Here is a 13974-nt window from a genome sequence, read left to right on the forward strand (position 1 = left end):
TATTATGAGTGTTCTGCTTTTTATTATTGGTAGTTATTTTCTTGCTGTTTGTATTGGTTGGTTTATTCATTTTTTTCTGCATTGCAAAATCTGGGGGGTCGCAATATATAAGTATCATTTGTTTGCTCATCATCGGCATAAAGAAATAGCGAATCACAGCGATTTAGATCGTTATAATATAATTGAGCATATTATTTGGCTGTCTGTTATTCTTGCGGTGGAGTGTGCTGCTTTTATGCTATTTTCTTTAATGTATTCGCTTATTTTTATAATAACTACCTTGTTGTATGCAGTAGCTTTTTATTATATTCATGACAATGTGCATTTCAAACATTCTCTTTTAAATCAGTATAAATGGTTTCGCCGTTTAAAAACGCGTCATTTAATACATCACCGATATGGTGGTGTTATTTATTTTGAAAAAAAACTAAGGGATGAGTGTCCTAATATTTCTTTCGGTGGCCCCATAGGTGGGAAATTTATGGATAAATTATTTAATGCTGATTATAAAGAATAGATTAGGAGAGGAAATGATGTTTCTCAATAAAAAACTGTATCATTGTATTCGAATCATAATAGGCCTTTTATTCTTGCTCTATGGAATTAATGATTTGTTCCATTTAAATATGCTGCCTAAATCCTCTACTTCGTCACATGGGCAAAGTTTACTTTCCGCACTGAGTACCACCGGTTATCTTTTTATCTTTATGAAGATGGTTGAAATTTTTATGGGACTGTTTTTTTTATTTAACTATGCGATACCTTTAATTGTTATATGCCTTTTAGTTCCATTTGTGCTTAATTATATTCTTTTTGCTGTTTTTTTAAACCCACCGAGCATTCCTATGGCATTACTTGCTTTATTGGGTACAAGCTATTTTCTTTACTATTTTAAAGAACGTTATAAGCCGTTGCTGAAAGGATAAGAAAATCTTAATTCAGGATAATTTATATGAATATACTTATTACTGGTTGTTCTTCTGGAATTGGCTTTCAATTGGCTTTATCGATGGCTGAACAAGGATATACTGTATTTGCAACAGTATTGGAAGATGAGGAAAAAAAGAAGTTTACTCATCCCAATATATATCCCATATTACTTAATCTATTAAATAAGGAGTCGATTGTTAAGTGTGTAGATGAAGTGAACTATCTTAGTCATGGAAAAGTTGATGTGTTAATTAATAATGCCGGAGTTGCAGTTGCAGGGGCCATTGAAGATGTAGCATATGAAACCTTAGCATATCAATTTCAAATTAATGATATTGGCTTGTGTGAACTTACACGTTTGATATTGCCATTAATGCATGAAGCAAAAACAGGAACAATTATTAATATTAGTTCTATGTTAAGTATCTGTGCTTTTCCATACAGAGGTATATATGCGGCATCTAAATATGCGCTTCGTGCTATAAATGATGCTTTACGCTTAGAGTTAAAAGCGATTGATAGCCCTATTCGTGTAGTTTTAATTGAATCAGGTCCTTTGCAAACGGAAATCAGAGAAAATGCAATAACGCTATCAAAAAAATATCTGGATATTGACGCAAGCCGTTATAAACAAGATTACGCTAAACTTTTAATTTCAGGGAGCAATCAAAAAGAGATGCGTTTTATTAAGCCACCAATAGCAATTGTTGGATTAATCGTAAAAATTATTAAATCAAGGCGGCCAAGAGCACTTTATCGGTTCGGGATATTGCCGAAGGTGCTTAATATTTTAAAAATGTTACTGCCTATCAGTTTGTTTGACCAATTAATTTTATACATTTTAACTATTGAATAAATATGATTTCATCGCTATTTCCGTACATCCAGATAGTAAACTGCCCTTTTTAAACATTCGCATGATTTCAAAAACCTTAATGATTACATAGGCCGTTTTCATGGATTCGAACCCCGCGGTGTCGCTTCACATTGAATTCATGACTCGTATTTAAGATAATTGAAAAATAAAATGCATCGATGCAAGTCAGCAAATAAAAAATGCCCTTAAAAACCTGCAGTTATACAATTTCTGAAGCATTAACTACTTTGAAAAAAGGAGTGCTTCTTTTTTTATTGTTAGAACATCTTAATATAGACCAAGAGGAGATTATTGGGGTTTCTGGTGATAAGCATCCAAAGGTTTCGTTCAACAAAGATGGTTTTTCTAAAATCATCAATACAAATATTGACGTACCGTTTATTGAAAAAAATGCGACAACGCAATCAATTAAAATAAATGATTTAAATAAGTTACTCCAAGCCTTATCCTCACAAAAAATAATGGCTAAATTTCCTTATTTTTTTTCCATGCACCAGGAAACTCAATATGACAATGTAAACGCTGTCATTGAAGATCATGGACAGGTCAATCGCTGTGAAAAAATGCAACGCACATGGCAACAATGGGGAGTTCTTGCTTTGCCCCACCTTATTTCATCGCATCAGGCATTACAAAGAATACTTGCCGCAAAAATGAAACGACCTCTAGCCCACCACTTAGACATAAGTACATTGGAAAACGGATTAAGCATTGAATATCAATGTGAAATTTATTCTAACCATGTATATGGAGCCAAGTTGTTAGATATCTGGCATGACTACTTAATGAGTACCTATCCTCAAAGCCGCCATCCGAAAAAATTTTTAGAATGGTTATCAAAGCAATCACCAACAAAGCTACAAAACTACGGAATAAACCACTTAGATGCCCTACCTAAAGTAAATTATCTGACGACCCCTACTCAACGAACGCCTTGGTTATTACATTTTAAACCAGGAAATATTGTTGAAGGAGCCAGTTTACCCAAACCGACGAAACAAGAAGAACTGCTTGAAATTATCTATGTCTTAGGCCTTCTAGAAAATAAAGAGGTGTTCTTAGGTGGAGTAAAAAAAAGAGGCGTAATTAATCACTCCAGCTTTTTTGGCGGAGAAAAAACTCAAGGGGCAGGAAAAATAATCCTAAAGAGCACACTTGATACCACAAATAGTCTTTCTTGGATTTTCCATAAAATGGATAACAATAGTGGGCATATTAAACCCACAGATCAAATGACTATAAAAATTTTAGAGAAATTAATGCGTTTGGGATTAGATTTAAAAGCTATTGCCTGGAACTCTAAATGGGGGGCGGCAGGCCAGTATGATGAGAATGCATTGATTGCGCTGAAACGTTTAAAACAAGATTTTTCTTATGTCAAAATCTTCGAAACAACACACTCAATTAGCTCAAAGCGTTTGGAAAAAATTGCTCTATTTGCCCAACATGGCGCAGTAAAAGAATTGCTTTGTTACCTCACTGTTAGAAGCTATAAAATAAGCATCAATGAAGTGATAACCACAAGCATGTTTATCATGCACACTCTGAAAAATCATTTACTTCATTGTGAAAAAGGAACCCTCCAACAGAAGGAAAAACCTCAAACTGCTAGAAAGTTAGTAAATCAGGCTATTGAGCTTTTAAAAAACTCAGGAATATATTGCCCTGAATTTGAGGAAGAATTAGAAGTGATTATCCTCCAATTTAAAAATCGCCCGACGCCTCAACAAACCATCAAAGAGACTCAAGAAAATAGTCTCAATCAAAAGGCGCATTCTCATTATAATGGTCTATGATATTATTTACATTTTTAATCTAAAGGGATTTTTATGAGCAAACAAACAGCTTTTGTTTCTGGATTTGCGCGTTCATTTGTATCCGGAAATGCTATTTCGGATGGACTAGTTTGGCCACTAGGTGCTAAAGAAAAAGGAGTTTACACTGACTCGGAAGGAAAGTTTTCCATTGAATGGCCTGTTGGTCAGCCAATTACTTTAGTTTTTGAAAAACCAGGCTCTTATTGGTCAGGATATAAAACAACACAATCAGCAACGTTCATCGTACCACCTGAAGGTATAAATGATAAAAACTATTTAAAAAATGTATCATTTCAGGTTCCATCAGAAATGGCTTATTCATTTATCCAATGGGCTACAGGCTTTACCCAATCCCCAGGCAAAGGTCACATAGCAGCAACAGTTACCCCACCCAATATGACCTTAGATGATATTCCTCAAGGTATCGAAGGTGTTACGGTACGACTTTCACCAGCGGTGGAATCAACCCCGTTTTACTTTGGTATATTTCCATTAGCGCATAAAACAAATCCTTTTGATCACTCATTAACGAGTACTTCATTAGATGGCGGAATTCTTTTTTCAAATGTTCCTCCAGGCGAGTATGATTTGTATGCGGAGAAAGAAGGTTATATCTTTTCGAAAGTACACGTTACTGTTCGGGCAGATGTTTTGGTTAATGCAAGTCCGCCTAATGGTCCGACGCAACAGGTTTCTCAAACAACTGAAAACGCGCTAATTAATGAAAATGCTATAGCAAAGACGAAAGCATCAACTAATTCGAATAGCTTTTTTAAGCCTGCTGTTGTGGGGTTGGCCGTTGCTGCTAGTGCCTGTGTTGCGCATGCGGTAATTAGTAGTATGTAACCTCTGCTCCCTATGTCCCGCGGCTTGTCCGCGGAATCCAGGCGATATACGATAGAACACTGCCCCTTGGCCAAGCTGCGATTACTCCGTTACCTCATGCAATTTATCATATCGATTAAGCACATAACTCCCGATATTTCGCGCAATCTCTTCCTCAGCAAAAAAGACTTTTCCCTCGATATTAGCTTGCAATAATTTCGCTTCTTTTTCATTATGCATACGAACTACTGAATCGATTTCAGGATTTAATTTCAAAGCATTCCCTATCATTTTTCGTACATCGATGGTGTTTGCGATAAGAAGCATCAACATACTTGCATGAGCAACCTGGGCTTGCTCTAAAACAAAAGGATCAGCTGCATCGCCATAAATAGCTGGGATGCCTTCGGCTCGTAATTTAGCAATTAACTCACGATTATTATCCACTACCACATAAGGAATCCCTTTTTGAATTAATAGTTGAGCCACTCGTTCCCCTACTCTGCCATAGCCAACTAAAACCACTTGCTTGCTACGATACTTATCTGGAGTGTTAACCGGCAATTGAGCCAATAGATCATCTGAGTGTTCAAGAAAAACCGACCATTTTGAATACCGTTTAGTCCATTTTTTAATAGGGTCTATCAAACGGAAAACTAACGGGTTCATCGCAATCGAAATAAGTGCTCCTGCGAGGATATAACTTCGTGCCTCTACAGGTAATACGCCAAAGCGCACCCCTAACTCTGCGAGAATAAAAGAAAACTCCCCAATTTGTGCCAGGCTTGCCGAAACAATTAATGCGGTATAAAACGGATAACGAAAAAGAAGGACTAAAGCAAAAGCGGCAACGGATTTTCCCAGAATGATGATGCAGATTACCTCAAAGATTTTTAAAGGATCATGAACTAACACCATCGGATTAAATAACATTCCCACTGAGACAAAAAACAACACCGCAAACACATCTCTTAAAGGTAAAGAGTCTTCAGCTGCTCGATTACTAAAAGAGGACTCTCGCAAAACCATTCCGGCAAAGAAAGCACCTAATGCAAATGAAACGCCAAAAAGCATTGATGCAATATAAGCAATACTGATTGCGGCCGCAATAATGCATAAAGTAAATAATTCACGCGATCCGGTACTGGCAACATGCCAAAGTACTAGTGGAAAAATACGCTTACCCACCACAAGCATCAGGAGAATAAAAGCCGCAACTTTAGCCAGAGTAATACTTAAAACAACAGCAAAAGGATGAGCTGCATCAATTTCCCCTACGGAACCCCCAAGCCAAAAAGAAAATGGCGGTAGCAATACCAACACGACCACCATAACCAAATCCTCAACCAAAAGCCAACCAACTGCGATATGCCCATTAATTGATTCAATAGCTCCTCGTTCTTCCAAGGCCCGCAATAGGACTACGGTACTGGCTACAGACAAGGACAGCCCGAAAATCAATGCGCTTCCGTAACTCCAGCCCCATAAAATAGCAACAGCAGCCCCCAATAAAGTAGCAACTGCTATTTGCACGATTGCTCCAGGTATCGCGATCGATCGCACTTTTAATAAATCACTGAGTGAGAAATGCAGTCCTACTCCAAACATCAATAACATAATCCCAAGCTCAGCTAACTCTTGGGCAATATTCACATCAGCAAATATGCCTGGAGTAAATGGACCAATTACAATTCCTGCCATTAAATAGCCAACTAAGGTAGGAAGTTTTAATTTGAGTGCAATAAACCCAAACATAACCGCTAAAGCGAAGGCAAAAGCCACAGTAGTTATTAATGGAAGCGAGTGATGCATACTTACTCCTATAAAATGGTGCAGTCACCGGATTTTCGATTGGTATTCACTTCTTCATCAGTTGTTTTAGAGTCCATCAACTGATTTTTATATTGGGTAGTGATTTTCGTTGTATTCGTCGTTATTGTTGTTTGGAGGTTTTCAGGTATTGGGGCTAGTTCTCCACTCAGAGCCTTACATGTGAACGCTAAAGCTTCCTTGTAAATGATATTCTCATCTGGCGTTCGATTTTGATAATAAGGCTTTTCTATTATATCACCCCTTAAAAAACTAAAATCCCCCGTACGTATAGCCTCAGCGACATCCTTTAACATAGCACTCTGCTCATGACCAGAAAAACTCATCATTCTTTGTATTTTCGCTAGTAACTCATCTCTTCTAGCGGATAGCTCCTGGCAATAGGGTTGATACAACTCTCGATATTTTTCTTTCAACTGCGGATCAGAACCCATATGAGGGTCACTAACAATAAACTCCACAGATCGTTTTTTTGTCCATGAGTCGCAAAGCTGTTCTACTGACTGAAGTATCTGTTCATCACTTTGATATGTTGCTTCTTTAGGTATATAGGGCTCTAAGTAGTTTGAACACAAGGTTCTATTAGGTGTTGCAAAAACATCTTTCACATCAGACATATCTAAAAAGAGTATAGTATAGTTATTTATGCCCTCCTGTTGGCATAATTGTTTTAAATAAGTTTCCATGCCTAAAGAAGGATGCGTGTCAAAAACCTTGCCAGGAAAATCGCCACGCACAGTGATACATGATGTCCCTAGTTCAAAATGAATTTTCTTATCTTGTACATGATAACTTTTTAAATGATGTAACCAATCTTTAAAATTTTGATTAAAACTATTCTCTCTGTTTTCCAAAGTTGAGCGCAGATGATAAAGCCCATACCCCTGATCGGTTTTCGCATAAAAAACAGTGCACCCACTAAAACCCGTAGTAAAAATCTCCTTATCGGTATTGCGAGGCTCTATCGCTCCAGGGCCATCCATTTCAACCTCTATTCGTTCTCGCATAGCTCCGTTCCTTGACATGCAAGTTTTATATAATTATATATCCATATCGTAATTATATTTGCATAACTGTGCCAATGAAGAACATCATGTTGTAATTATAACCCCATTTTATTGAACTGAACTCAGCTTATGTCCCTTTTAAGCCCTGCTCCTTTTCTTTATGTTACAAAAGAAAAACAGTCGATATTTTCTTTTAATACTGCAGCAAAATATTCATGGAGCACAGAGGCTATAGGGGTTGAATAGGACATGGGTCTTCGTTTATATAAGCATCTAGTTGAGTACTGGATACAAGATCGAGCCTATTTCAAATCCGAGACTAAAGTCCCTAACCTCCCAAGTAGAATAGCCAAAGAAAAAACAACAGCGTATTCTCTGCCTGTAGGAACACGTAAACATAAAATACATTTAGACGATTTTGATGATTTAAATATTGAGCAGTGGGGGGATCTCAATTTTGCTTTTGATTTCGTGGCGCTGCGTCCAGGCTACATTTAAAATTGCCTGGATGCTCTTCGGAATGCATTAAAAGTAGCCTGGACAGCTCCGCGAAATCTGGGAGACCATGAGCGAGGCGAACTCCTTAAGTAAGTGCAATTAGGCTTCACAGCCCAGCCTACAATTCACGGCAAAGCAAAATGCCATCCCATTGCTTTGGACAGCCCTTCCAGCATGATTTCCCCACGTATACTATTGCCTTTGGAGTTAACCCTTGGGCTGAGAACGGCTATACCAGCCTTACCAGGAACAGTCGCTATAGTGTAACCCGACACGCCACTTTTAGCAGGCATTCCCGTTTTAACCATGTGAGTGCCAGTTTCATCATATAAACCGCAGGTAGTCATAATAGCAACTGTAATTTTGCAAGTTTCTACAGAGATAATTTGCTCACCGCTCATAGGATCCTTTCCCCCATTAGCCAGTAAGGTAGGCAGATACAACATTTGCTCCAACATTGCCTCATAAGAACATAAGGCAAAATAAAGATCTAAAGTTTCATGAACATCAGCACCTAGATTATTCCTACTTTTCAATAAATACGCGAGTGAGCGATTGCGATTTCCTGTCCGTTTTTCAGAAGCAAAAACTAAGGGATTAATATTTAAACGCTCTTTAAATAATTTCTGTACCCAATGCTCCAACCATCTAAATTGTTGCTCTCCTGAACCCGGGATGCGTGAACATAAAGTAATTGCACCCGCATTAAGCATAGGATTTGAGGGTTTAGGGCCAAATTGCTCTAAACGAGTAATCGAAGCAAAGTCATCTCCCGATGGCTCCACCTTAACCCATTCAAATAATTGCTCCTCCCCGAACTCTTCCAGTAAGCCAATCAGGGGAATCATTTTAGCAGTACTTTGTAGCGTAACGGGATGAAGAGAACTATTGCTATAAGAGAGCGCAGGTTCCCCTATAGGCTGTACGGCAATTGCAGTTAACTCTTGATTTACATTAGCAAGTTCAGGAATGTAATCCGCTGTCTTGCCCTCTTTATTTAACTCAGCTGCTTGCGCAAGCTCTTGTAACAAATTAATGGTAAGTGACTTCGATGACATAAGGTTATTAGCGTGAAAAAGGGTCTATTATGGTAGATATAGCACAGTAAAACAAATATTTTGTTCCTAAATGCTTTTTTATTTCAATTTGCTCTTTAGTTAAACCACTTCAGCAGAGCGAGCTATACTTAAAAAGTAGCATAATTCTTTTTAAACAGATAAGAGTAATAAGGAGGGTACATCATGTTAGGATGGGCATTAACCTTTTTTATTATTGCACTTATTGCTGCAGCATTTGGATTTGGGGGTATTGCCGTAGCCGCTGCAGGGATTGCAAAAATATTATTCTTTTTATTCCTGGTCATTTTCCTAGTATTTTTAATTCTGGGTTTGCTAGGACGACGGCCTCCACCTCCACCATTATAATTTCAATAGATAACAGGGATAAAGGTTCTTACCTTTATCCCTGTATGGAATGAGGTCACACAAATATGGGGTCGCGGGTTGGTGCTGAGTGTAACGAAGCCCAACAACTGAACCTCAATTCCACACCCATGTTGGGCTTCGCAATGCGCAGCGCTAACCTACATTTTATCACTACTTTTTAGCAAAACCCTTAAGAATATGTTTTGGTAATAAAAGCCAATAACGGCCTCGATTCTTCATATGCTCGCCCAAAAAGGCAGCCATCTTTCCTGAGCCCCAATAAATATCACCCCGCATAAAGCCACGGATTGCGCCGCCTGTGTCCTGAGCAATCATAAGGCGTTGTAGGCGTTTTTCCTCATCATGATCCTTTTTAGGGCGTGTAGTACTTAACCATAATGGTGCGCCTAAAGGAATCCATTTTTTGTCTACCGCTAAAGAGTAACCTGGTGTAAGAGCCATTCCTTGAGCACCTAGAGCCATCGGCTTCTTTAATGACTCAAAGAAAACAAACGACTTGTTTTGATGCATAATCTCTTTTGCTTTTTGTGGATGAGCTTCCAAATAACGAATAATGGCTTCTTTAGAAGCATTATCACGCGTCATAATTCCTTTATTTATGAGGATCTTGGCAACTGAAGTATAAGGCGCCCCATTTTCCCCAGCATAGCCAAGATAAATACTCTTGCCATCAGGCAAAAGAATAACCCCCGACCCTTCAATTTCTAGAAATAATCGTTCAATAGGGCTATGGATCCATGCAATAACTGGAGCCTTTTTCTTAAGCGCACCATTATCAATTTGCGCCCGCGTCTTATTGCGTCCCCCACGCTGGGGTAAGCCATAAATAGGCGTACTGTATTTGGATGTTTTCTTTAGCCCACCCTTGATTTGCGGCATGTAATAGCCCGTAAATAAGCCCTTAACTGGTTTTTTTTGTTCAAATTTAATCGGATGGAACCATTTTTCAAAAAATGTTCGGGCAATGTCTTCTGAAACGGTTTCAATAGCAACCGCAGCCTTACATGCAGGATGCCAATCCCCTACTTTTAGCTTAATATGTTGAGAACCAATCGGATGTGAAGGGTGTTGTTTCAAAAAGGTTTCACAGGACAACTTAAATGCCAATAACGATTTTTTAACATCAGCCGTATCCCAACCTGGCAATTCCTCAAAAGATACCGATGACAAAGCAAGATTACCGCTAATCTTACGCTTTACTTTAATTGGTTTTTCATGAGGTTTTGGTAGCTCGCTTTTATGGGCTATATTTGCTGCTTTAGCTGATTGAGCTGTTACCTGCTTAGAAACCGTCTTACATGCGGCATCAGCAATTAATTTTACTGTTTTTGCAGAGGGCTTTGGGGTCTTCTTTATTATCTTCGGCGGCTTACTAACACCGCTAACCTTTGAAAGAGATTCCTGTTTAAGAGACTCCTGAGGTTTTTTGTAATGCAACAATCCCCAAACGCACAAAACAAGGCCAATAATAATAGTTGTACAAAGTAATTTCTTATTCATAGCGGAAACAATTTTACACAGAATGAAATTAAAATCAACATCAAGGCAAGTTAGACTAAAACAATCGAGCCTGTTGTGCAATGCATTTTGTTAATTTAAGAACAAACTTTATACTTATTAATCATGGACTAGGGTATTAATTAATCACATTGTTTTATTTAAGAATATCATAGTTAACTTAGGGTATAATGACGATACTACAAACGATGGAATACGTTTGAGGCATATCAAAACCAATACAATAAAACGCACAAAGCGCCTCCTTTTGTTATCTATGAGGTCGAGTGTGTTCCTACTAAGCTATAAACAGGGGGAAATTTGCGCAATCACCAGGAAATACTAAAACATACACACGCAGCTTATTTCTATAATTTATCGACTCCATTAACTCCTCAGCAGCTTAAATCTCATAAATGGGCATTCCTGGAGAAACAGGAATGACTCATTATGGCTTAGCTTAATAATAAAGCTTCCTACCTAAACGCAAATGACTAAAATTTGTACTATATTCTTAAGGTGTGATCATTAAAGAATCACTCTCATGGAGGAAAATAATGAAAAAACTAATCATTACATCATCAGCCTTACTTGCGGTTTTGAGTTTATCCGGTTGTAACACAATGAATACTGCCGGTGAAACCGTGGGAAATGGCGTTCGATACACGACCAATACTGTGGGAAATGGGATAAAGTACGGCGTTAATACCGTAGGCAATGGCGTGAGATATGGCGCTCACACAGTGGGTCAAGGTGTGGGATTTGTAGGCAACGTAGTCGGCTCTGGTGTTGGCCTTGTAACCGGAAAACCCGTTACTTATCAGAACAAAGTTGTTTACCATAACGGCCACAAATATGTGGTACGCAATGGTCGATATGTTCTTGTCAGATAATTCGTACCTTAATAGCCCTTCCTTAGCTTCATTGAAGAAGGGCTAACTACTCCTGCAATGCTTACATAATCCCTTAATTTCAATAGTTATATTGCTAATAGAGAATTCAATTTGATTCGCGGCATTGTATGCAGGATTAATATCAGTAACACAATCAAGTTCTTGAACAAAATCACAATGATTACAAATAAGAAATTGCGTCTGGCCTACATGATGCTCATGCAAGCAAACCACATAAGATTTAAGGCTATCAATACAGTGAATAAAGCCCTCTTCATGCCAAAATTGAATAGCCCTATAGACAGTTTGCGGCTTAGGATTTTTTACTTCCTGAGAAAGCTTTTCTAGAATTTCGTAGGCGCCTAATGGTTTATTTTCATTTACTAATATTTTAAGCACCCTCTCCCGTGGCTCTGTATATCGATAACCATTATGAACACAATGCTTATAAGCCTTATCAAGCAAACTATATTTCATCAATTTCCCAGTCACTAAATCCTAAATTAATCATACCATGCTCATTTTTAATAAAAAAATCCTGCTTGTTAAACATGGGGTCAATCTAGATTATTACATATTTGACAAAATAATAAACAAAAATTTATGTTTTTAGGCTTTTTATTTCCCTCAGCGCAAACCAGAAAAGATTACAGACTAATCAAAACACCCAATTATTGCCTATAATGGATTAAAGAAGCACATAAATCACAAAAAATAGGATTCAACATCCTCGTAGGACGGTTTTCTATGTTTATTGATGAATTGGCCAGTACATACCTTGCTCTTGAAAAAATTAAACCTTTACTTAATAAGGTGTCTCAGAAGCAGAAGAGTGTCCTTGAACAATTAAACCAAAATGTTGCGATTACTGATTTAGTCGTTAGAACGCCTTTTACTCCCTACGGAGAAGCAGTTCCCTCCATAAATAGCCCATCAAAGCACCCGACTATAAATCGCCTTCAAGCATATATTACAAGCCTATTTGCATTTGCTAATGAATACCATGGTGCAATTAATTGTGAACTAGAGTCAGATGGCTACCAGTTAAAAAAAGATAAAAAAAATAGCATTACTCGTCTCTCTACCCATGAGTTCTCTTTTTACACTGAGCAAGCATTAACGCTTACTGAATTTCAATTAATCTTAAATAAGATAGAAAAAATGGCAGAAAAATTAACGCCAAATATCCATATTTTATTAAGCTCATTTGCAGTGAAAAACCAAGATGGCACCTTATTAAATATGTCCATTTTTATTGAGAGCGGCACCCACCCCACAATTCATGTTTTCTCTAAAAATACCGCCTCTAAAAATGATGTTAATTATGATGGAGTCAACTCCTTATTTTCACAGCAACACGATGAGCAAGTAACCTTTCATGCAGATAATATCAGTGAACAAAATGGCTCTATTATTTCAACAGGGAGTGTTTTTGAGGTAAAAACTCATGGAGGTGCCTGTTATACACAAGCTATTGATATCTGCTTAGACCATGGCTTACAACACAGTAAAGAACAGCTTATTCGCCGTATACTGGAAAATAACGACGAAATTTTACCTAGCCAAATCGAGCATTGCGTCTCATCCAACAGTATTGAGTTATATAATGACAGCATTATTTCGGATTATTGTGTACACATTGATCCGTCAACATCAATGCAAATCTATGGGGCACAATTCGGCTTAAAAGTACTTACTGCTGAAGCGAAAAAAAACATCATTCCAGATGAATATCCGCAAATGGAGATTGTTGAAAAAAAATGGGGATATACCATGGTCAATCCCCCTTTTGGTTCGGATTGTTGTATTGAAGTGTTCAGTGAGCGCCCGGCGGCAAAGTATATTCCCGAATTACAGGCAACTGTTGAACAACATAACCAAGAGGTACAAGCCAAACAATTGGCCACGTTAAAACAAGAGTATTTAGGAACAAAAGGGAAAGTAGTTCGGCAGATTGAACAAAGCAATCAATTAGTACATCGAATAGAAGAACTAGAAAAAAGAATGCTTAAACGCTGCAAGCCTAATATACTGCAAGAGTTGTTAAAAACAGATGAATACAAACATAAGCTGGAAGCAAAAAAAGTGGTTTCTAATTGCATAAAGCTCATGAATGATGCCATCAATGCCAAAGGTAATGCGAGTTTGCTCTTAGTACGTGCATGGAAAAAAGACTTTAATGCCAGAATCGACGCAATTACACCATTTGGAGTTCTATCATCATTTAAAAAAGCATTAAAAAAAGAGCTTCATGAAGTAATTGATAACAAACTATCCAAGGCTCTTGGCTGCGATTTTGAATCACCTCGCCCCTAAAATGTGATATCATCTTGTTTTTCATTTACTTATATTAAC

Annotated in this window: 14 protein-coding genes; 9 read left to right on the forward strand and 5 right to left on the reverse strand. The window is 37.7% G+C overall.

Annotated elements, in window-relative coordinates; translation table 11 throughout:
- The first annotated feature begins 4 nt into the window (after nucleotides 1–4).
- The 5 genes from J2N86_RS08475 to J2N86_RS08500 all read left to right on the forward strand — a co-directional run bounded on the left by J2N86_RS08475 (nucleotide 5) and on the right by J2N86_RS08500 (nucleotide 4470).
- On the forward strand, nucleotides 5–517 hold the full coding sequence (locus J2N86_RS08475) for a hypothetical protein (protein WP_252578960.1): 513 nt from the start codon (nucleotides 5–7) through the stop codon (nucleotides 515–517).
- Nucleotides 518–530: 13 nt separating this feature from the next.
- A complete protein-coding gene (locus J2N86_RS08480; RefSeq protein ID WP_252578961.1) occupies nucleotides 531–926 on the forward strand; it encodes a hypothetical protein in 396 nt (131 codons plus the stop codon).
- Between the two features lie 26 nt (nucleotides 927–952).
- Complete coding sequence (locus tag J2N86_RS08485) at nucleotides 953–1786, forward strand: SDR family NAD(P)-dependent oxidoreductase (protein ID WP_252578962.1); 834 nt, start codon at nucleotides 953–955, stop codon at nucleotides 1784–1786.
- Between the two features lie 200 nt (nucleotides 1787–1986).
- On the forward strand, nucleotides 1987–3603 hold the full coding sequence (locus tag J2N86_RS08495; protein ID WP_252578963.1) for a hypothetical protein: 1617 nt from the start codon (nucleotides 1987–1989) through the stop codon (nucleotides 3601–3603).
- 33 nt (nucleotides 3604–3636) lie between these two features.
- A complete protein-coding gene (locus J2N86_RS08500) occupies nucleotides 3637–4470 on the forward strand; it encodes a DUF2012 domain-containing protein (protein ID WP_252578964.1) in 834 nt (277 codons plus the stop codon).
- Between the two features lie 81 nt (nucleotides 4471–4551).
- Here the strand turns inward: J2N86_RS08500 and ybaL are convergent, their stop codons facing one another.
- On the reverse strand, nucleotides 4552–6261 hold the full coding sequence (gene ybaL / locus J2N86_RS08505) for a YbaL family putative K(+) efflux transporter (RefSeq protein ID WP_252578965.1): 1710 nt from the start codon (nucleotides 6259–6261) through the stop codon (nucleotides 4552–4554).
- An 8-nt stretch (nucleotides 6262–6269) separates the two neighbouring features.
- Entirely contained in the window at nucleotides 6270–7286 is a 1017-nt protein-coding gene (locus tag J2N86_RS08510; protein ID WP_252578966.1) for a hypothetical protein, read from the reverse strand.
- A gap of 249 nt (nucleotides 7287–7535) precedes the next feature.
- Here J2N86_RS08510 and J2N86_RS08515 point away from each other — a divergent pair, with 249 nt between their 5' ends.
- Entirely contained in the window at nucleotides 7536–7784 is a 249-nt protein-coding gene (locus tag J2N86_RS08515; RefSeq protein ID WP_252578967.1) for a hypothetical protein, read from the forward strand.
- Nucleotides 7785–7909: 125 nt separating this feature from the next.
- Here J2N86_RS08515 and glsA read toward each other — a convergent pair whose 3' ends face one another.
- Nucleotides 7910–8842, reverse strand: a complete 933-nt coding sequence (gene glsA / locus J2N86_RS08520; protein WP_252578968.1) for a glutaminase A — start codon at nucleotides 8840–8842, stop codon at nucleotides 7910–7912.
- A 183-nt stretch (nucleotides 8843–9025) separates the two neighbouring features.
- Between glsA and J2N86_RS08525 the strand changes: the two genes are divergently transcribed.
- The gene (locus tag J2N86_RS08525; protein ID WP_252578969.1) at nucleotides 9026–9208 is read left to right on the forward strand and encodes a DUF1328 family protein; all 183 of its coding nucleotides are present in this window, start codon (nucleotides 9026–9028) and stop codon (nucleotides 9206–9208) included.
- A 171-nt stretch (nucleotides 9209–9379) separates the two neighbouring features.
- On the opposite strand, the gene mltA is transcribed toward J2N86_RS08525, so the two are convergent.
- Entirely contained in the window at nucleotides 9380–10729 is a 1350-nt protein-coding gene (mltA, locus tag J2N86_RS08530; RefSeq protein WP_252578970.1) for a murein transglycosylase A, read from the reverse strand.
- 554 nt (nucleotides 10730–11283) lie between these two features.
- Here mltA and J2N86_RS08535 point away from each other — a divergent pair.
- Nucleotides 11284–11619: a hypothetical protein gene (locus tag J2N86_RS08535; RefSeq protein ID WP_252578971.1), complete on the forward strand. Its 336-nt coding sequence runs from the start codon at nucleotides 11284–11286 to the stop codon at nucleotides 11617–11619.
- Nucleotides 11620–11661: 42 nt separating this feature from the next.
- On the opposite strand, the gene J2N86_RS08540 is transcribed toward J2N86_RS08535, so the two are convergent.
- Entirely contained in the window at nucleotides 11662–12096 is a 435-nt protein-coding gene (locus J2N86_RS08540; RefSeq protein WP_252578972.1) for a Fur family transcriptional regulator, read from the reverse strand.
- A gap of 270 nt (nucleotides 12097–12366) precedes the next feature.
- Between J2N86_RS08540 and J2N86_RS08545 the strand changes: the two genes are divergently transcribed.
- Complete coding sequence (locus J2N86_RS08545; RefSeq protein ID WP_252578973.1) at nucleotides 12367–13935, forward strand: hypothetical protein; 1569 nt, start codon at nucleotides 12367–12369, stop codon at nucleotides 13933–13935.
- Nucleotides 13936–13974: the final 39 nt, after the last annotated feature.

Source organism: Legionella lytica, assembly GCF_023921225.1.
Classification (GTDB): domain Bacteria; phylum Pseudomonadota; class Gammaproteobacteria; order Legionellales; family Legionellaceae; genus Legionella; species Legionella lytica.

Coding starts and splice junctions, on each gene's coding strand:
- J2N86_RS08495 (WP_252578963.1), top strand. CDS start 1,987: ATGCCCTTAAAAACCTGCAGTTATACAATTTCTGAAGCATTAACTACT.
- J2N86_RS08500 (WP_252578964.1), top strand. CDS start 3,637: ATGAGCAAACAAACAGCTTTTGTTTCTGGATTTGCGCGTTCATTTGTA.
- J2N86_RS08525 (WP_252578969.1), top strand. CDS start 9,026: ATGTTAGGATGGGCATTAACCTTTTTTATTATTGCACTTATTGCTGCA.
- J2N86_RS08515 (WP_252578967.1), top strand. CDS start 7,536: ATGGGTCTTCGTTTATATAAGCATCTAGTTGAGTACTGGATACAAGAT.
- J2N86_RS08545 (WP_252578973.1), top strand. CDS start 12,367: ATGTTTATTGATGAATTGGCCAGTACATACCTTGCTCTTGAAAAAATT.
- J2N86_RS08540 (WP_252578972.1), bottom strand. CDS start 12,096: ATGAAATATAGTTTGCTTGATAAGGCTTATAAGCATTGTGTTCATAAT.
- J2N86_RS08480 (WP_252578961.1), top strand. CDS start 531: ATGATGTTTCTCAATAAAAAACTGTATCATTGTATTCGAATCATAATA.
- mltA (WP_252578970.1), bottom strand. CDS start 10,729: ATGAATAAGAAATTACTTTGTACAACTATTATTATTGGCCTTGTTTTG.
- J2N86_RS08475 (WP_252578960.1), top strand. CDS start 5: ATGAGTGTTCTGCTTTTTATTATTGGTAGTTATTTTCTTGCTGTTTGT.
- J2N86_RS08510 (WP_252578966.1), bottom strand. CDS start 7,286: ATGCGAGAACGAATAGAGGTTGAAATGGATGGCCCTGGAGCGATAGAG.
- ybaL (WP_252578965.1), bottom strand. CDS start 6,261: ATGCATCACTCGCTTCCATTAATAACTACTGTGGCTTTTGCCTTCGCT.
- J2N86_RS08535 (WP_252578971.1), top strand. CDS start 11,284: ATGAAAAAACTAATCATTACATCATCAGCCTTACTTGCGGTTTTGAGT.
- glsA (WP_252578968.1), bottom strand. CDS start 8,842: ATGTCATCGAAGTCACTTACCATTAATTTGTTACAAGAGCTTGCGCAA.
- J2N86_RS08485 (WP_252578962.1), top strand. CDS start 953: ATGAATATACTTATTACTGGTTGTTCTTCTGGAATTGGCTTTCAATTG.